The 16,166-nt window shown below is 75.4% G+C and carries 18 protein-coding genes; 9 read left to right on the top strand and 9 right to left on the bottom strand.

Going from position 1 to position 16,166, the window contains the following annotated elements; genetic code table 11:
- The first annotated feature begins 217 nt into the window (after positions 1-217).
- The 3 genes from DQ244_RS19660 (at position 218) to DQ244_RS11200 (ending at position 3,030) form a co-directional block, all read left to right on the top strand.
- Complete coding sequence (locus DQ244_RS19660) at positions 218-370, top strand: DUF5679 domain-containing protein (RefSeq protein WP_170977676.1); 153 nt, start codon at positions 218-220, stop codon at positions 368-370.
- 174 nt (positions 371-544) lie between these two features.
- Positions 545-1,711 (top strand): thiamine biosynthesis protein ThiF, encoded by a 1,167-nt coding sequence (locus tag DQ244_RS11205; protein ID WP_113811526.1) that lies wholly within the window; start codon positions 545-547, stop codon positions 1,709-1,711.
- Positions 1,708-3,030: an AarF/ABC1/UbiB kinase family protein gene (locus tag DQ244_RS11200; protein WP_233491326.1), complete on the top strand. Its 1,323-nt coding sequence runs from the start codon at positions 1,708-1,710 to the stop codon at positions 3,028-3,030. The genes DQ244_RS11205 and DQ244_RS11200 overlap by 4 nt, the downstream gene beginning before the upstream one ends.
- Positions 3,031-3,078: 48 nt before the next feature.
- Here DQ244_RS11200 and DQ244_RS19205 read toward each other — a convergent pair whose 3' ends face one another.
- The 4 genes from DQ244_RS19205 to DQ244_RS11185 form a co-directional block, all read right to left on the bottom strand.
- The gene (locus tag DQ244_RS19205; RefSeq protein WP_147251508.1) at positions 3,079-3,297 is read right to left on the bottom strand and encodes a hypothetical protein; all 219 of its coding nucleotides are present in this window, start codon (positions 3,295-3,297) and stop codon (positions 3,079-3,081) included.
- Positions 3,294-3,509, bottom strand: a complete 216-nt coding sequence (locus tag DQ244_RS11195; protein WP_304557258.1) for a WhiB family transcriptional regulator — start codon at positions 3,507-3,509, stop codon at positions 3,294-3,296. Before DQ244_RS11195 ends, DQ244_RS19205 begins: the two co-directional genes overlap by 4 nt.
- A gap of 294 nt (positions 3,510-3,803) precedes the next feature.
- On the bottom strand, positions 3,804-4,088 hold the full coding sequence (locus DQ244_RS11190) for a hypothetical protein (RefSeq protein ID WP_113811525.1): 285 nt from the start codon (positions 4,086-4,088) through the stop codon (positions 3,804-3,806).
- 160 nt (positions 4,089-4,248) lie between these two features.
- Positions 4,249-6,243, bottom strand: a complete 1,995-nt coding sequence (locus DQ244_RS11185; RefSeq protein WP_113811524.1) for an ATP-dependent helicase — start codon at positions 6,241-6,243, stop codon at positions 4,249-4,251.
- Between the two features lie 173 nt (positions 6,244-6,416).
- Here DQ244_RS11185 and DQ244_RS11180 point away from each other — a divergent pair, with 173 nt between their 5' ends.
- The 3 genes from DQ244_RS11180 to DQ244_RS11170 all read left to right on the top strand — a co-directional run bounded on the left by DQ244_RS11180 (position 6,417) and on the right by DQ244_RS11170 (position 7,950).
- Positions 6,417-6,683, top strand: a complete 267-nt coding sequence (locus DQ244_RS11180; protein WP_113811523.1) for a mycoredoxin — start codon at positions 6,417-6,419, stop codon at positions 6,681-6,683.
- Entirely contained in the window at positions 6,680-7,303 is a 624-nt protein-coding gene (locus DQ244_RS11175) for an ANTAR domain-containing protein (RefSeq protein ID WP_113811522.1), read from the top strand. The genes DQ244_RS11180 and DQ244_RS11175 overlap by 4 nt, the downstream gene beginning before the upstream one ends.
- A gap of 95 nt (positions 7,304-7,398) precedes the next feature.
- Positions 7,399-7,950: a uridine kinase gene (locus DQ244_RS11170; RefSeq protein ID WP_233491325.1), complete on the top strand. Its 552-nt coding sequence runs from the start codon at positions 7,399-7,401 to the stop codon at positions 7,948-7,950.
- 1 nt (position 7,951) lies between these two features.
- Here DQ244_RS11170 and nudC read toward each other — a convergent pair whose 3' ends face one another.
- The 4 genes from nudC to DQ244_RS11150 all read right to left on the bottom strand — a co-directional run bounded on the left by nudC (position 7,952) and on the right by DQ244_RS11150 (position 12,526).
- Positions 7,952-8,833, bottom strand: a complete 882-nt coding sequence (gene nudC / locus DQ244_RS11165; RefSeq protein ID WP_113811520.1) for an NAD(+) diphosphatase — start codon at positions 8,831-8,833, stop codon at positions 7,952-7,954.
- The gene (locus DQ244_RS11160; protein WP_113811519.1) at positions 8,830-10,191 is read right to left on the bottom strand and encodes a pitrilysin family protein; all 1,362 of its coding nucleotides are present in this window, start codon (positions 10,189-10,191) and stop codon (positions 8,830-8,832) included. Before DQ244_RS11160 ends, nudC begins: the two co-directional genes overlap by 4 nt.
- Complete coding sequence (locus DQ244_RS11155; protein WP_113811518.1) at positions 10,188-11,498, bottom strand: pitrilysin family protein; 1,311 nt, start codon at positions 11,496-11,498, stop codon at positions 10,188-10,190. The genes DQ244_RS11160 and DQ244_RS11155 overlap by 4 nt, the downstream gene beginning before the upstream one ends.
- Positions 11,499-11,635: 137 nt before the next feature.
- Positions 11,636-12,526: a DUF2510 domain-containing protein gene (locus DQ244_RS11150; protein WP_113811517.1), complete on the bottom strand. Its 891-nt coding sequence runs from the start codon at positions 12,524-12,526 to the stop codon at positions 11,636-11,638.
- A gap of 44 nt (positions 12,527-12,570) precedes the next feature.
- Here DQ244_RS11150 and DQ244_RS11145 point away from each other — a divergent pair, with 44 nt between their 5' ends.
- On the top strand, positions 12,571-13,341 hold the full coding sequence (locus DQ244_RS11145) for a putative protein N(5)-glutamine methyltransferase (RefSeq protein WP_113811516.1): 771 nt from the start codon (positions 12,571-12,573) through the stop codon (positions 13,339-13,341).
- On the opposite strand, the gene DQ244_RS11140 is transcribed toward DQ244_RS11145, so the two are convergent.
- Positions 13,338-14,747 carry a M20/M25/M40 family metallo-hydrolase gene (locus DQ244_RS11140; protein WP_113811515.1) on the bottom strand — a complete coding sequence of 470 codons (1,410 nt, stop codon included), beginning with the start codon at positions 14,745-14,747 and terminating at the stop codon, positions 13,338-13,340. The genes DQ244_RS11145 and DQ244_RS11140 overlap by 4 nt on opposite strands.
- 57 nt (positions 14,748-14,804) lie before the next feature.
- Between DQ244_RS11140 and DQ244_RS11135 the strand changes: the two genes are divergently transcribed.
- Positions 14,805-15,656, top strand: coding sequence for an alpha/beta fold hydrolase (locus DQ244_RS11135; protein ID WP_113811514.1), 852 nt, complete (start codon positions 14,805-14,807; stop codon positions 15,654-15,656).
- Positions 15,653-16,147 (top strand): GNAT family N-acetyltransferase, encoded by a 495-nt coding sequence (locus DQ244_RS11130; protein WP_158544525.1) that lies wholly within the window; start codon positions 15,653-15,655, stop codon positions 16,145-16,147. Before DQ244_RS11135 ends, DQ244_RS11130 begins: the two co-directional genes overlap by 4 nt.
- The last annotated feature ends 19 nt before the right edge of the window (positions 16,148-16,166 follow it).

Here is a 16,166-nt window from a genome sequence, read left to right as displayed (position 1 = left end):
CCGGGCCACGCACAGCGACACGCCTGCGCGTCCCCATGGCGTCCACAGGTCTGTCCACAGCTGTGGGTGACGCTGCGCGACGAGCACCGCCGACGGGGCCTCGCGGCCGCCGATCGCATCGCCCGCCCGGGGAGTCGGGCACGCCGCGCGGGGGTAGCGTGCTCGCGCAACGGCGCCCGGCGTGCGAGCCGGGAGGCCCCGGAGACGAGGAGATCCCGTGGCGGAGAGCTACAACGGCTACTGCGTGAAGTGCAAGGACAAGCGCGACTTCGACGGCGAGGTCAAGGTCAGCGAGTCCGGCCGCCGGATGGCCCAGGGCACCTGCCCGGTCTGCGGCACCAAGATGAACCGGATCCTCGGCAAGGCCTGAAGAAAGGACCGCCCTCCTCCCCACGCCTCGCACGCTCGGCGCGGGCCCCTGGAGGGCGGCCGTTCCAGATCGTCACCGCGTCGGCGGCGTCCCGTGAGCGGGGCGCCGCCGTCCGTCGTCCGGGGCCTGTGGAGAACCAGGTGGCGGCACCCCGCCGACTGCGACCCTGCCGGGGTGAGCGACAGCGTCCACCCCCTCCTCCCCGCCTCGACGCCCCTGCTGCGGGGTGACGACGGCACCGTGCAGGTCGGCGGGGTCGACTCCACCGACGGCCTGCTGCTCGACCCCGTCCCCGGGCTGCCCCGGCTGCTCCGGGCCCTGGACGGGCGGCGGTCCCAGCGGGCCGTCCGCGCCGAGGCCGCGCGGGACGGCCTGGACCCCGGCCTGGTGGACACCGCGCTCGAGGCGCTGCGCAGCGCCGGGTTGCTGACCGACCTCGACGCCGCCGACCTGCTGGCCACCGGTGCCGGACCGGCCGCCTCGGCACGGGCCGTCGTGGAGCTCCCGTCCGCGACCGGCGCGCCCCGGTCCGCGGTGTGGCGCAACCGCGGGCTCTGCTCGGTGGTCGTGGAGGGCGCCACCCGGGTCGGCACGCCGCTGGCGGCGGTGCTGGCCGCCAGCGGGATCGGACGGGTGGTGGTGCGCGACACCGGGCTGGTGCGCGCCGCCGACGCCGTCGTGGGTGGGCTGACCACCGGCGACGAGGGCCGCCCGCGGTCCATGGCGGCGGCCGACGCGATCCGGCGGGCGAGCCCGCTGACCGATCTGCGGCCGCTGCCGGCCGGCGTCGCACCCGACCTCACCGTGCTCACCCGGCCCTGGGCGGCATCGGACCCGCTCACGGTGGACGGCGGCGGCGCGCACCTGGTGGCCACCGTGCGCGGCGAGACCGGTGTGGTGGGCCCGCTCGTGGTGCCCGGCGCGACAAGCTGCCTGCGCTGCGCGGACCTGCACCGCCGCGACGCCGACGCACGCTGGCCACGTCTGGCCGCGCAGCTGGTCGCAGCCGAGCCACCCCCCAGCGGATCGACGCTCACCTGCCTGCTCACCGCCCTGCTGGCGGCCGGGCAGGTCCTGGCCTACCTGGACGACGCCGGGGCGCCGCTGACCCTGGACGCGACGGTCGAGCTGCGACCGCCCGACCTGCTCCCCCGGGTCCGGCACTGGCCGCCGCACCCGTCCTGCCGCTGCGGCGCCGCGGACCCCGCCGGAGGGACGGATGCCGCTCCTCCGGGCGCGGCGGACCCGGTGCAGGGGACAATGGTCCCCGAGCGAGCCCACCGGCTCACCGGACACGACACGGCGCCGAGCCCGGCCGACGCCGACGAGGAGGACGTGTGAGTGACGAGCGACCGGTGATGCCGGGCGGGCAGGTCGCGCGCACCGCCCGGCTGGCCTCGCTCCCCCTCGGTGCCGCGGGCCGGGCCACCCTCGGGCTGGGCAAGCGGCTCTCCGGTCAGTCGGCGGAGGCGGTCAGCGCGGAGCTGCAGCAGCGCACGGCCGAGCAGCTCTTCGCCGTCCTCGGCCAGCTCAAGGGCGGCGCGATGAAGCTCGGGCAGACGTTGTCGGTGTTCGAGGCCGCGGTGCCCGAGGAGATGGCGGCCCCCTACCGCGAGGCCCTGGTCAAGCTCCAGGAGGAGGCGCCGCCGATGCCGGTGCGGACGGTGCACGCCGTCCTCGCCCAGCAGCTCGGCGGCACGTGGCGGCAGCGCTTCAAGGACTTCGACGACACCCCGGCCGCCGCGGCGAGCATCGGGCAGGTGCACCGTGCGACCTGGCGCGACGGCCGCGACGTGGCGGTGAAGATCCAGTACCCGGGTGCGGGAACGGCGCTCATGGCCGACCTCAACCAGCTGGCCCGGTTCGCCCGGTTGTTCTCCTCGTTGTTCCCCGGCCTGGACGTCAAGCCGCTCATCGCCGAGCTCAAGGCACGCGTCGCCGAGGAGCTGGACTACGGCCTGGAGGCCGACGCGCAGCGGGCCTTCGCCGCCGCCTACGCCGGCGACCCGCAGATCGCGGTCCCCCGCGTGGTGGCCAGCGCGCCGAAGGTCGTCGTCTCGGAGTGGATGGAGGGGACTCCCCTCTCCCGGATCATCGCGACCGGCACCCGTGAGCAGCGCGACCGGGCGGGGCGCCTGCTGGCGGTGCTGCACTTCTCCGGACCCCAGCGGGCCGGGCTGCTGCACGCCGACCCGCACCCGGGGAACTTCCGGCTGATGCCCGACGGGCGGCTCGGGGTCATCGACTTCGGTGCCACGGCACGGCTGCCCGACGGCCACCCGGAGCCGATCGGCCGGCTGCTGCGCTGGGCCCTGGCCGGCCGGGCGTCCGAGGTGCTCGCCGACCTGCGCACCGAGGGGTTCGTGCGGCCGGGGGTCGAGATCGACCCGGAAGGGGTGCTGGACTACCTGCGCCCGCTGCTGGAACCGGTGGCCGAGCCGCAGTTCCACTTCACCCGCGCCTGGATGCAGGAGCAGGCCGCGCGCATCGCCGATCCGCGCACCGAGGCCAACCGCCTGGGACGCCAGCTGAACCTGCCGCCGGCGTACCTGCTCATCCACCGGGTCACGGTCGGCTCGATCGGTGTGCTGTGCCAGCTCGACGCCGAGGCCGACTGGCGCGGGGTGCTCGAGGAGTGGCTCCCCGGCTTCGCGGACTAGCCGCGGACGGTCGGGTCGGGCGTACCGGGGTACGCCCGACCCGACCGCTCAGTAGACGGCGGCGCTGGCACGCGCGGCCCGGCGGACCGCACGCTCGGCGCGACGGTTGGCCCGTCGTGCCAGGTAGAGACGGCGGGCGCGCGTGGCGGCCTCCGCCTCGGCCTGCAGCTCGGAGAATCTGCTGCGGGCGATCTCGTGCTCGATGGAGAACATCGCTGGTTCCTTCGCTCTGGTGAGGGACTGCTCGTCGTTGACTGCGGGGCTCACGCGGCGGCCACCTTGCGGGGACGGCCGCGGGGCCGCTTCCGGGCGATGACCACGCCCCGTTCGAAGATCTCGCCACCCCAGACGCCCCACGGCTCGGCGCGGTCGAGCGCCCCGGCCAGGCACTTCTGGCGGACCGGGCAGTCGCCGCAGAAGTCCTTCGCGAGCTCCAGCTCGGTCGGGCTCTCGGCGAACCACAGCTCCGGGTCCTCCACCCGGCACGGCAGCGGGAGCCGCGCCGGCGCGGGTGACAGGGGCGGACGGGGACGTCCACGGTGGGTCGGGTGGGGAAAGGTCGGCGTCGCTCCGCCGGTCCGGGGGAGCCCGGGTCGGCGGTGGGACGTCGGGCGGTCGATCGTCTGCTGCACTGCCGCTCCTCCTCGTACTCGTTAGGTACGGCCGGCGGGGGCTCCGCCGACCGAAGTCGGGGGCCGGGTGCCGCGGAGGGAACAAAAAAGCCGCGGATCCCGGGTTCGGGTTCCGCGGCCTCGAGGAGGACCGGTCGAGCGCTAGCTCTGCGGTCTCCCCGGGGAGTGGATCCCGAGGGTGGTGCCGTCGTTCGTGGGCAGGTAGGTGGGCGCGAGGAATCGCTCGGCGATGGCCTGCTCCCGGCGCTTGCCGGCGAGGGCAGCGGTGGCGGGCACACGGGTGTCCAGCACGACGCCGGCAGCGGGTGCGACCGCGCAGGCAGGGGTGGACAGACCGGTGCCGCTGAGCGGAGCGATCGACGCCCACATGGCGTCGGCGCCGCCGCGGACATCAGCGGAGGTGGCGGTCCGGCTCGTGGTGATCATCGAAGTGCCCCTCCTTCCTGAGTCCGCGTCCTGGCCGGTCGGCCGGGATCGCACGGGGGTGCAGCTCGTGTGTGTCAGGACACTAGGGGCCCGGCCGAGATGCGGTCAAACGAATTAATCGAACTTCCTCCGGACGGGATCCGGAGCGGTGACGAGGGGCTCAGCTGGCGACGGCTGCGAGCACGTCCTCGCCGTAGAGCTCGAGCTTCTTGCTGCCGATACCGGGGAGCCCGGAGAGCTCCCGCAGGTTCGCCGGGCGGCTCTCCGCGATGGCCTGGAGCGTCGCGTCGGAGAAGACGACGTACGCCGGCACCGACTGCGCCTGGGCCGCCTGCGTCCGCCAGGCGCGGAGCCGCTCGAACAGCTCCCCCGCCTCCCCCTCGAGCACGACCTTGACCTTCTTGGCCGGGCGCCGGGCCGGTGGCGCGGTGGGACCGGACTCCGGGGCTAGCCCGGTGAGGAACTGGCTGCGCGGGCGGGCGCGGCGACCGCCCGGGTTGCGGGCCAGCGACCAGGACAGCGAGAGCTGCTCCCGGGCGCGGGTGATCGCCACGTAGAGCAGCCGGCGCTCCTCCTCCACCGCGTCGGGCCGGCTCAGCGACTGGGCGATGGGCAGCACGCCCTCGACCAAGCCGACGACGAAGACGACGTCCCACTCCAGGCCCTTGGCCGCGTGCATCGAGGCGAGCGTCACGCCCTGAACCGTGGGCGCGTGCTGGGCGTCAGCCCGCTGGGCCAGGTGGGTGACGAAGCCGGCGAGGTCGAGCGACGGGTTCTCCGAGACCAGGTCGACGGCGAGGTCGACCAGGGCGGCCAGGGACTGCCAGCGGTCGCGCGCCGCTCCCCCGGGCGGCGGCCGGTGCTCGGCCCAGCCGGTCGAGGCGAGCACGTCCCGGACGGCCGGCACGAGCATCCCCGGCTCGTTCCCACCCGCAGCGGCCCCGCGCAGGAGCAGCACCGCCTCCCGCACCTCCGGCCGCTCGAAGAACCGCTCGCCGCCCCTGAGCACGTACGGGACCCCGGCGGCGGCCAGGGCGTTCTCGTAGACCTCGGACTGGGCGTTGATGCGGAAGAGGACCGCGATCTCCGCCGCGGGCATCCCCTCGTCGATGAGGGCGCGGCACCGGGCGGCGACGGCGGCGGCCTCGGCCGGCTCGTCGGGGTACTCGGTGAACCGCGGCTCGGCGCCCGCGGCCCGCTGCCCCAGGAGCCGCAGCCCGGGCAGGCCCTTGCGGCGCGGCGCCATCCCGATGAGCTTGTTGGCCAGCCCGACGACCTGGGGCGTGGAGCGGTAGTCGCGCTCGAGCTTGACCACGGCGGCGTCGGGATACCGGTCGGCGAAGCCCAGCAGGTAGTCGGGGTCGGCGCCGGTGAAGGAGTAGATGGTCTGGTTGGGGTCGCCGACGACGCACACGTCGGCGCGGCCGCCCAGCCAGGCGTCGAGCAGCCGCTGCTGCAACGGGTTGACGTCCTGGTACTCGTCGACGACGAAGTGCCGGTACTGGGCGCGCACCTGCCGGGCGACGTCCTGGTGCTCCTCGATGGCGAAGGCGGTGACCAGGAGCAGGTCCTCGAAGTCCAGCGCCCCGTCGCGCTGCTTGGCCGACTCGTAGCTGGCGTAGACCTGGGCCACCGCCGCCGCCTCGAACGGGGTCTCCCGGCCGGCCGCCTTCGCCCGCGCCGGGTAGTCCTCGGGGGTGGCCAGCGTCGTCTTGGCCCACTCGATCTCGCTGGCCAGGTCGCGCAGGCTGGTGCGGTCGGTGGTGAGCCGGTTGCGGGTCGCCGCCGAGGCGACGACGCGCAGCTTGTTCTCGATCAGCGAGGGCATCGGGCCGCCCAGCACCCGTGGCGCGAAGTACCGCAGCTGCCGCATCGCCGCGGCGTGGAAGGTGCGGGCCTGCACCCCGCCGACCCCGAGCGCGGCCAGCCGGGAGCGCAGCTCGCCCGCGGCCCGCGCGGTGAAGGTCACCGCCAGCACCTGCTCGGCGACGTAGCTCCCGGTGTGCACCCCGTAGGCGATCCGGTGCGTGATGGTGCGGGTCTTGCCGGTGCCGGCACCGGCGAGGATGCAGACCGGGCCCGACACCGCCTGCGCCGCCTCGCGCTGCTCGTCGTCGAGACCGCTGATGACGGCCTCCGCCCCTGCCTGCGACATCGCCGCCGTTCCTCCTCGCTCGCCCGTGCGGACCCGACGGCCCGGGTCGATCCTCCCAGCCCCTGCCGACACGGTCCGGGAAGCATCCCCAGGGAGCCGGCGTTGACGATCACCAGCACGCCACCCCGGGACGGGGCTGGACCCGCCCGGCACGAACAGGGAGACTCCCCGCGATGACCACGACCCCCGGCAGCGCCGTCACGATGTACACCACCTCGTGGTGTGGTTACTGCGTGCGGCTCAAGAAGATGATGCAGCGCGAGGGCATCGACTACGCCGAGGTCAACATCGAGGAGGACGCGAGCGCCGCGGACCTGGTGATGCAGGCCAACGGCGGCAACCGCACCGTCCCCACGCTGATCTTCCGCGACGGCAGCGCCCTGACCAACCCGAGCATCGACCAGGTCAAGGCCCAGCTGGCACAGCAACCGGAGGCATGACACCCGTGGTCCCCGGCCCCCGGCCCGCCGACGAGATCGGCGGCTCCGCGTCGTTCGGCGCAGGCCCCGCGGCGGCCGTCGACCACCCCCGCGTCGCCCTCGCCCGCACGGGCCGGGGCTGGACCGTCATCCCCCTCGCCCCGCCGGCCGACGGGGAGCGCGTCGCCGACCTGGTCGAGGGCATGACGCTGGCCGACCTCGTCGCCGAGGAGCTCGGCGGTCTGCCCGAACCCGACCGCAACGCCCGTCGCTCGGCGCGCGGCGTTCCCGGCACGCCCGCGGACGTCGATCCGGTCGACGCCCGGGTCGCGGCGCTGGAGCGCACCGTCGCCCAGCTGGAGCACGCGCTGGCCGCCCGGGTCTCCACCGAGCGGGCGATCGGCGTGCTGGCCGAGCGGAACGGCTCGAGCCCCCGGACGGCGTTCGAGGAGCTCCGCGGTCAAGCCCGGACGCAGGGCCGGCCCGTCGTCGAGCTCGCCCGCGAGGTGCTGGACGGGCTGGCCGCGGACCCCGCGCCCGGCGTCGTCGCCCCTCCTCCGGCTGCCGGTGCCCGCCGGACCCCCGCCCCGCGGTCCCAGCCGGCACCGCCGGCCGCCGTCGTCGCGGACGGCCGGTCCTGACCCGCCCGGTTCCGCTCTCCCCCGGCGCCCTCGCCGATCGCCTGGCCGGCCTGCTGGCGGGCACCCCGCCCGAGCCGGGCGCCGTCGCGCTGCGGGTGGGGGTCGACGGGCCGGAGGTCGCCGAGCCGGAGCGGCTGGCCGCGGCCGTCGCGGAACGGCTGCCGGCGCTCGGCCACGGTGCGGTCGTCGTCCCCGCCCCGGGCTTCTACCGCCCGGCCTCGCTGCGCCTGGAGCACGGGCGCACCGATCCCGACGCGCGCTACACCGACTGGCTGGACACCGGCGCCCTCAACCGCGAGGTGCTCGACCCGCTGGGGCCCGGTGGCAGCGGCGAGTACCTGCCGGTGCTGTGGGACCTCGCCCGCGACCGCGCGGCCCGCGTGCCCCGGCGACCCGCGCCGCCGGGAGCCGTCGTCCTGGTGGCCGGCGCCCTGCTGCAGGGCGTGGGCCTGGCCTTCGACGTCGTCGTCCACCTCCGGTTGTCGCCGTCCGCACGGCGACGCCGGACACCGGCCGAGGAGCAGTGGGCGCTGCCGGCCTTCGACCGCTACGACGACGAGGTGGACCCGGCCGCGCTGGCCGACGCGGTCGTGCTCGCCGACCACCCGGAGAAGCCGGCCCTGGTGCTCGGCGGGCGCTGGGGTTGACTCAGAGCTCGCCCCGCAGCCAGAGGTCCAGGATGTGCCGGGCGATGGAGATCGACGGCGGCACCGCGAGCTGACCGTCGCGGGTGCGCAGCTCGTCGCGGGTGAACCACCGCGCCTCCTCGATCTCGGTGGGGTCCAGCCGCAGCTCCTGGCTGCGGTCGGCCCGCGCGACGAAGCCGAGCATCAGCGACTGGGGGAACGGCCACGGCTGGCTGGTCACGTACCGGATGTCGGTCACCCGGAGCCCGACCTCCTCCTCGACCTCCCGCGCGACGGCGGCCTCCGCCGACTCCCCCGGTTCCACGAACCCGGCGAGGATCGAGAAGCGCCCGGGCGGCCAGACCGCCTGCCGGCCGAGCACGACGCCGTCGGCGCCGTCGTGGACGAGCATGATCACGGCCGGGTCGGTGCGGGGGAAGAACTCGGTGCCCGTGGTGGGGTCGCGCTGCGTCCACCCGGCCCGCTCGACCGTGGTCGGAGCGCCGGTCAGGGGTGAGAACCGGTGCCGCTCGTGCCACTCGAGGATGCCGATCGCCTCGGCGAGCAGACCGGCGTCGAGGTCGCCGAGGTCGGCGCCCAGGTCGCGCAGCCCGGCCCACAGGTCGACCGGCCGGCCGTTCACCGTGAGCGCACGCTCCCCGCGCACCGCGGCGTACGGGACGCCATCGGCCTCGCCGAGGAACACCGCACCGGTGGGCAGCTCGGGACGCTCGTCCCAGACCAGCTCGGGTCCCGACGTCCCCTCCCGGACCGGCACCGTCCGCCGGCCGTCGACGGTCAGCACCCGCACCGGGCGGCCGCCCGCCGGGTCCGGCAGCGTCCGGGCGAGGTGGGCCCGGTCGTGCGCCGCCCGGGAAAGGACCGGCCGCCCGTCGGCGGTCACGCGTCCTCGCCGCTCCCGGTCACGGTGACCGGGGCCAGCGCGGCCAGCTCGGTGGCGACCCGGCTCGCGTCGCCGACGACGACGGCGGTGAGCGTCTCCGGGGCCAGGTACCGGGCGGCCGCGGCCTGCACCTGCTCGACGGTGACCTCGGCGAGGTCCTGCTGGTGGGTGCGCAGCCAGTCCGCGGGCATGCCCGCGCCCAGCAGCGCCGAGATGGTGCTGGCCAGGCCCGCGTGCGTGGCGGTGGAGAGCGCCATGCTGCCCAGGACGTAGCGCCGGGCGGCGTCCAGCTCGGCCTCGGTGACCGGGGTGAGCGCGATCCGGCCCAGCTCGTACAGCGTCTCCAGCAGCGCCGGGCCGGTGACCTCCGTGGCGACGTCGGCCTCGACGAGGAACGACGACGACGCCCGCTGGTGGTCGACGGCGCTGCGCGGGCTGTAGCTGTAGCCCTTGCGCTCGCGGATGTTCTCCACGAGCCGGGAGGAGAAGTACCCGCCGTAGATCATCGCCGCCAGCCGGGTCGCCGGGAGGTCGTCGTCGGTGCGGCGCGGTGCCGGTCCGCCGAGGCGCAGGTTCGACTGCACCGCGCCGGGCCGGTCCACCAGCTCGATGCCGGCCGACCGCAGCTCGGTGACCGGCGGCGCCTCGACCGCCGTGCCGCTGCCCGACCAGCCCTCGAGCACCGTCGCGACGGTGTCGGCGGCCGCCTGCGGGTCCAGGTCGCCGACGAGCACGAGGATGCTGCCGGCGGGCAGGACGCGCTCGCGGTGCAGGCGGCGCAGGGCGGGTGCGCGCACGGCGGCGACGAGCTCGGCGTCGGGGAGCTGGATCGCGTACGGGTGCGCTCCGTAGCGCCGCTTGGCCAGGGCCGAGCGCGCGATGGTCCCCGGCTGGGTGCGGGCGATGGCGATCCGCTCCGCCAGCCGGTCCCGCTCGCCGTCGACCTGGCCGGCCGGGTAGCTCGCGCCGGTGAGCAGCTCGGCGAGGACGCCCAGGACCGGCGCCAGCCCGCCGGGCAGCAGCGTCGTCCCGAACACCAGCCGGTCGGCGTCGGTGGCGACGGACAGCTCGGCCCCGTGGGTCTGCAGGAGCTGGGCGATCTCGGTCTGGTCGCGCTGCCGGCTGCCCAGCAGGACCGCCCCGGACAGGACGGCGCCGCGGGCGGCGTGCACGCCGGCGTTGCGCGCGTTGGCGGCGGCGAACGGCACCCGGAGGCGCAGCTCGATCAGCGGTACACCGGGGCGCGGGACGACGACGAGACGCAGCCCGTTCGGCAGCGTCGTCTCCTCCGCCACGGGCACCGGCTGCGGACGCGGCTCACCGAGCGGCGGGATCAACGAGGTCTGGACGTCGGTCATCGGGCGCCTCCCGCCGGACGCAGCTCGAGCATGGCGACGGTGCCGGGATCCAGTCCCCGGGCGGCTGCCTGCACCGCCTCGGGCGTGACCGCGGCCAGCCGGGCGGCGAGCTCGCCGGCCAGCTCGGCGCGGCCGTGGATCAGCTCCGCGGCGGCGAAGGACAGCGTGCGGCCGAGGATCGAGTCCGACTGCTGGAGCAGCTGGGCCTCGGCGCGGGCCTGCACGCGGCGCAGCTCCTCGGCGTCGACGCCGTCCTGCGCGATGCGGTCGATCTCCTCGTGCACGGCGGCGGTGACCCGCTCGGCCGGGACGCCCGCCGGGTGGTGCACCTGGGTGGTGAGCAGCGTGGCGTCGCGGACGTCGAACGGGTCGCCGAAGAGGCCGACGTAGCTGCTCTGCCCGATCGCGATGCGGTCGCCGTGGATCAGCCGGCGCTCGAGCCGGGACGCGTCACCCTCGCTGAGCACCTCGGCCAGGAGCACCGTGCCCAGGTAGGTGTCGAAGTCACCGACCGGGTCGGGCACCCGCCAGCCCAGCGCGAGCGCGGGCACGGTGGCCAGCCGATCCTCGACCACGGTCGAGCGGACGCCGGTCGGGGACGGCTCCCCGGTGGGCGGGAGCGGCGGCACGTCGCGCGCGGGCACCGGGCCGAACCAGCGGCGCACGAGCGCCTCGGTCTCGGCGACGTCGAGGTCGCCCCCGATGCACAGGACGGCGTTTCCCGGCGCGTAGTACGTCGAGAAGAAGTCGGTGGCGTCGTCGACGGTGGAGGACTCGAGGTCGACGAACGAGCCGTAGCCGTCGTGGGTGTTGGCGAACGTCTCGAACGCGACCTGCGGCAGCTGCAGCCAGGGGAAGGCGCCGTAGGGCCGGTTGAGCACGTTGACCCGGATCTCCTCCTTCACCACGTCGATCTGGTTGCGGAGGTTCTCCGGGGTGATGGCCGGCGCCGCCATGCGGTCGGCCTCGAGGAAGAGGGCGCGCTCCAGCGCCTCCGCGGGCAGCGCCTCGAAGTAGTTCGTGTAGTCCTGGTGGGTCGACCCGTTGAAGGTGCCACCGGCTGCCTGCACGAGCCGGGCGTGCTCCATCTTCGCGACGTTCGCCGATCCCTGGAACATCATGTGCTCGAAGAGGTGGGCGAAGCCGGTGCGCCCCTCGGGCTCGTTGCGCATCCCGACGTCGTAGTAGACGCTCACCGCCACCACCGGCACGCTGCGGTCGGGGGCGAGGACGACCCGCAGCCCGTTGTCCAGCGTGAACCGTTCGATCGGGTGCCGCAGGGTCAGTTCCGTTCCGGCTGCACTCACGCGACCGACACTACGACTTCGTCATCCTCCGGATGACACCGCGGCCAGGCGCCGTCCCCCCGCTGCGTGGAGCGGCTGCCCGTGTCCCGGTCGGGGACCCTGCGGGCCCCGCGACCGGCCCACCCCGTCGTCGTCCTCTACAGCACCTCGACGGCGTCGATGACCCGGTTGATCACGCCGTAGAGCTCGGCGTGGGTGTTCGGGATGGAGACGTAGAGCAGCGCGGGTTCGGGCCTGCCGACGTCGATGAGCAGCAGCGCGGCCCGCTCCCCCGTGGCGTCGTACCCCGGGACGTCCCAGGACAGCTCGAACTCGTAGAGGTGCGCCGGGCGGCCGTCAACGGTGCGCGGCTCGTCGCGCAGCACCTCCAGCTCGTTGGGCCCCGGGTAGTAGTTGCCCCGCACGCTGGTGCCCAGCCTGGTCACCGTGTTCTGCAGGTCCGCCGCTCCCCCGTACCGGGGGTCGACCGGCCCGGAGGTGCACTGCGAGATGAACAGCCCGCCGTCGGGGGTGTCGTCCTGGGTGGTGAAGTACTGCCCGGTGGTCTCCGTCGTCTCCAGCTGCATGCCCAGGTCGAACTCCGACCAGCCCTCGCCCAGGTAGGGGTAGGAGATGCCCGCGGCCCGGTCGATGATCCGCACCGTGCCGGGCGGGAACGTGGGGCCCGCGGCCGACGGCGGCGCGGGATCGGCGCCCGAGGACGGCGGGGAGGCGGTGCGGTCGGCGTCCTCGCCGGACCGGATGGCGAGCAGGGTGCCGATCACCGCGGCCACGACGACGACGATCGCGACGGCGACGGTCCACGCGCGGGAAGGGCCCGAGGGGCGATCGGGCTCCTTCGCCGGAACCGGCTCGGGGTCCGCCGGCCGGGGAGCGGCGTCCGCGGGGGTGCTCCGCACCGCGACGCCCGGCCCGGACGGCATCATGACGTCGGACCAGGCCGACCCGTCCCACCAGCGCACCATGCCGGGCGCGCCGCTGGGATCGGCGTACCAGCCAGGTGGAGGGGTCTGCCCGGCTCCGGTCACCCCGCCAGCCTAGGTCGGCCGACCCCCTCGAGCCCGGAGGCGCCGTGCATCCCGCTGTCCCGGACGACGACGTGGTCCGCCGGCTGCGCGCTGCCGGCTGCGTGTTCGCCGAGGACGAGGCGCTGCTGCTCGCCGGGGCGGCCTCGGGCGCGGGCGCGCTGGCCGACCTCGTGGAGCGGCGGGTGGCCGGCGCTCCGCTGGAGGTCCTGCTGGGCTGGGCGGAGTTCTGCGGGCTGCGGATCGCCGTCGCGCCGGGGGTGTTCGTCCCGCGCCGGCGCACCGAGGTGCTCGTGGCCGAGGCGGTGCGGTTGTGCGGCCCCGGGGCTGTCGTCGTCGACCTGTGCTGCGGATCCGGGGCGGTGGCGGTCGCCGTCCTGGCCGCCCGGCCGGACGTCGACCTGCACGCCGCGGACGTCGACCCCGCGGCGGTGGCCTGCGCGCGCCGGAACCTGCCCGGGGTGCCGGTGCACGAGGGCGACCTGTTCGGCGCACTGCCGGGCGAGCTCCGCGGCCGCGTCGCCGTCCTCACCGCCAACGTGCCGTACGTGCCGACCGAGGCGATCGCGCTGATGCCGCCCGAGGCGCGGGACCACGAGCCGCGGGGAACCCTCGACGGCGGGCCGGACGGGCTGTCGCTCGCGCGCCGGCTCGCCGCGGACGGCGCTGCGTGGCTCGCGCCCGGTGGTTCGCTGCTGTTCGAGTGCAGCGAGGGTCAGTCGGCCTCCGCGCTGGAGCTGGTCACTTCAGCGGGCCTGCGGGCCCGGCTGGTGACCGACGACGAACGCGGCGCCACCGTCGTCGTCGGGACGCGTTAGCCCGCCCGGCGGCCGGCCAGCTCGCGCCACAGGTGCGCGGCGGCCTCCGCGCCGCGGGTGAGCATCGGCAGCAGCACCCGCTCGTTCGGCGAGTGGATCCGGTCGGTGGGCAGGCCGATGCCGAGGAACAGCAGCGGCGCCGCGAGCTCGCCGGCGATGGCCGCCTCGGGCCCGCTGCCACCCTCGCGGGTCAGCAGCACGTCGGCGGGATCGGTGTCGAAGGCCTGGCCGATGGCGGCCAGGAGCGCGTCCATGTGCGGGGAGTCCAGGTCACTGGCGCACGGCGCGACGCCACCGGGCGGGGTGTGCACCTCGGCCTCGATGCCGGCCGGGACGTTGGCCTCGACCCAGGCCTTCAGCCGCGGCCCGACGTCCGCAGGCACCTGGTCGGAGACCAGCCGGAAGGTCACCTTGGCGTGCGCCTCGGCCGGGATGATCGTCTTGTGGCCGGGGCCGGTGTAGCCGCCCCACATGCCGTTGACCTCGGCGGTCGGGCGGGCGCCGGTGCGCTCCAGGGTGCTGAAGCCGGCCTCGCCGAAGGTGGCTCGCGAGGCGGCCGGCCCGGCCAGCCACGCCTGCTCGTCGAAGGGCACCCGCCCCATCAGGTCGCGCTCGCGGTCCGACAGCGGCCGCACCTCGTCGTAGAAGCCGGGGATCGTCACCCGCCCGTCCTCGTCGTGCAGCTTCGCGATCAGCTCGGCCAGGGCGTGCAGCGGGTTGGGGACGGCGCCGCCGAAGGAGCCGGAGTGCAGGTCGACCCGCGGGCCGCGCAGGGTGATCTCGGCGTCGGCCAGCCCGCGCATGGCGGTCACCGCGCTCGGCACGTCGGGTGCGGCCATGCCGGTGTCGCTGACCACGACGACGTCGCAGCCCAGCCGGTCCCGGCGCTCGCGCAGCAGCGCCTCGAAGTGCGGTGACCCGGACTCCTCCTCGCCCTCCACGAGCAGCTTGATCGTCACCGCGGGGGTGTCGCGGCCGGTGGCGGCCAGGTGGGCGCGGAGGCCCAGCAGGTGGACGATCAGCACGCCCTTGTCGTCGCTGGCGCCCCGGCCGTGCAGCTCGGGGCCATGAGGGCCGTCCACCCGGGTGGGCTCGAACGGCGGGTGCTCCCACAGCTCGAGCGGGTCGACCGGCTGCACGTCGTGGTGTCCGTAGACCAGCGCGACGGGAGCGTCCGGGTCCGCGCTCGGCCACTCCGCGAAGACGGCGGGCGCGCCGGCGGTCGGCCAGATCTCCACGATCGGGAAACCGGTGCGGGTGAGCGCCTCGGCGAGCCAGGCGGCGCTCGCCGCGACGTCGTCGGCGTGCGCCGGGTCCGCCGAGATCGACGGGATCCGCAGCCACACCTCGAGATCGGCGTGGAGCTCGTCGATGTGGGCGGTGACGTACTCGCGCTCGCTGGTCACGGCTCGTGACGGTAGTGCTGCCAGCGCGCGACCCGTCGCCCGGATAGCGTCCGGGGCATGCCCGGAGAGCTGCTGCGCGTAGATGTCGGCGACCTGACCTTCGACGTGCGGGCCGACGGCCCCGAGGACGGCCGGCCGGTCCTGCTGCTGCACGGGTTCCCCGAGACCTCGGCGTCGTGGGCCGCGGTGACGCCGCTGCTGACCGAGGCGGGGTTGCGCACCTACGCGCCCGACCAGCTCGGCTACTCCCCCGGCGCGCGACCGGACGAGGTCGGCGCCTACGCCATGCAGAACCTGGCGCAGGTGACCGCGGACCTCATGACGGCGCTGGAGATCCCGGTGGCGGACGTCGTGGGCCACGACTGGGGCTCGACCGTCGCCTGGACGATGGCCGCCTGGCACGCCGACCGGGTCCGCTCGCTCACCGCGGTGTCGGTGCCGCACCCGGCCGCGTACACCGCCGCCTTCCGGATCGACCCGGAGCAGAAGGAGCGGTCGGCCTACATCCGCCTGTTCTGGCAGCCGGGCAAGGCCGAGGAGGTGCTGCTGGCCGACGACGCGCGCCGGCTGCGCCGCATGCTGCTGGGCACCGAGGGCGACACCGGGGTCTCCCCCGAGGCGGCCGACGAGTACGTGGCGGTGCTGTCGGCGCCGGGTGCGCTGACCGCGGCGCTGAACTGGTACCGGGCGATGAGCTCCGACATCCGCGTGGACAAGGTCGACGTGCCCACGACCTTCGTGTGGAGCGACGGCGACGTCGCCATCGGGCGGACCGCGGCCGAGGCGTGCGCGGAGTTCGTGACCGGCGACTACCGGTTCGTCGAGCTGCCGGGCGTCACGCACTGGATCCCGGAGCAGGCACCGGAGCAGCTGGCGGCGGCGATCCTGGACCGCGTCGCCTCCTCGTGACCGGCCCGGGCCTGCGGGTCCCGACCACCGCGGACGCCGGACGCTGGTTCGAGCTGTTCGACGACGCCGAGGTCATGCGGTTCATCGGGGCCGGCGAGATCCGGGATCGCGAGTACTACGCGGGCCTGGTGCAGCGGCAGCGGGACCTCGCCGAGAGCACCGGGCTGTGCCTGTTCAGCGTGGTCGTCGACGACGAGGTGGCCGGCTTCGCGGGCATCCACCCGTGGAGCCACCCCTGGGGTCCGACCGGGTCGCTCGAGGCCGGCTGGCGGCTGGGCCGACGCTTCTGGGGCCGCGGGCTGGCGACGGCGGCGGCTCGCGCGGCGGTGGAGCTGGCCCGTGCTCGTGGCGTCCCGCAGCTGGTCTCGGTGGTCCAGCAGGGCAACGAGGCCTCTGCGGGGGTGGCACGGAAGCTCGGCATGGCCGTGGCCCGGCAGCACCGCTCCCCCGAGGGCGCGTCCGTGGACGAGTTCGAGCTGCTCCTCGACTGAGCGACATGTCGACTCGTCG

The sequence above is a fragment of the Blastococcus sp. TBT05-19 genome (assembly GCF_003319095.1).
Lineage (GTDB): Bacteria > Actinomycetota > Actinomycetes > Mycobacteriales > Geodermatophilaceae > Blastococcus.
This window is presented reverse-complemented; position numbering and strand designations above follow the sequence as displayed.

Bases quoted from the DNA above. Each gene is read 5' to 3' on its own strand.
- DQ244_RS11190 (WP_113811525.1), bottom strand. From the start codon at position 4,088: ATGATCACCACGAGCCGGACCGCCACCTCCGCTGATGTCCGCGGCGGC.
- DQ244_RS11185 (WP_113811524.1), bottom strand. From the start codon at position 6,243: ATGTCGCAGGCAGGGGCGGAGGCCGTCATCAGCGGTCTCGACGACGAG.
- DQ244_RS11180 (WP_113811523.1), top strand. From the start codon at position 6,417: ATGACCACGACCCCCGGCAGCGCCGTCACGATGTACACCACCTCGTGG.
- DQ244_RS11175 (WP_113811522.1), top strand. From the start codon at position 6,680: ATGACACCCGTGGTCCCCGGCCCCCGGCCCGCCGACGAGATCGGCGGC.
- DQ244_RS11160 (WP_113811519.1), bottom strand. From the start codon at position 10,191: ATGACCGACGTCCAGACCTCGTTGATCCCGCCGCTCGGTGAGCCGCGT.
- DQ244_RS11135 (WP_113811514.1), top strand. From the start codon at position 14,805: ATGCCCGGAGAGCTGCTGCGCGTAGATGTCGGCGACCTGACCTTCGAC.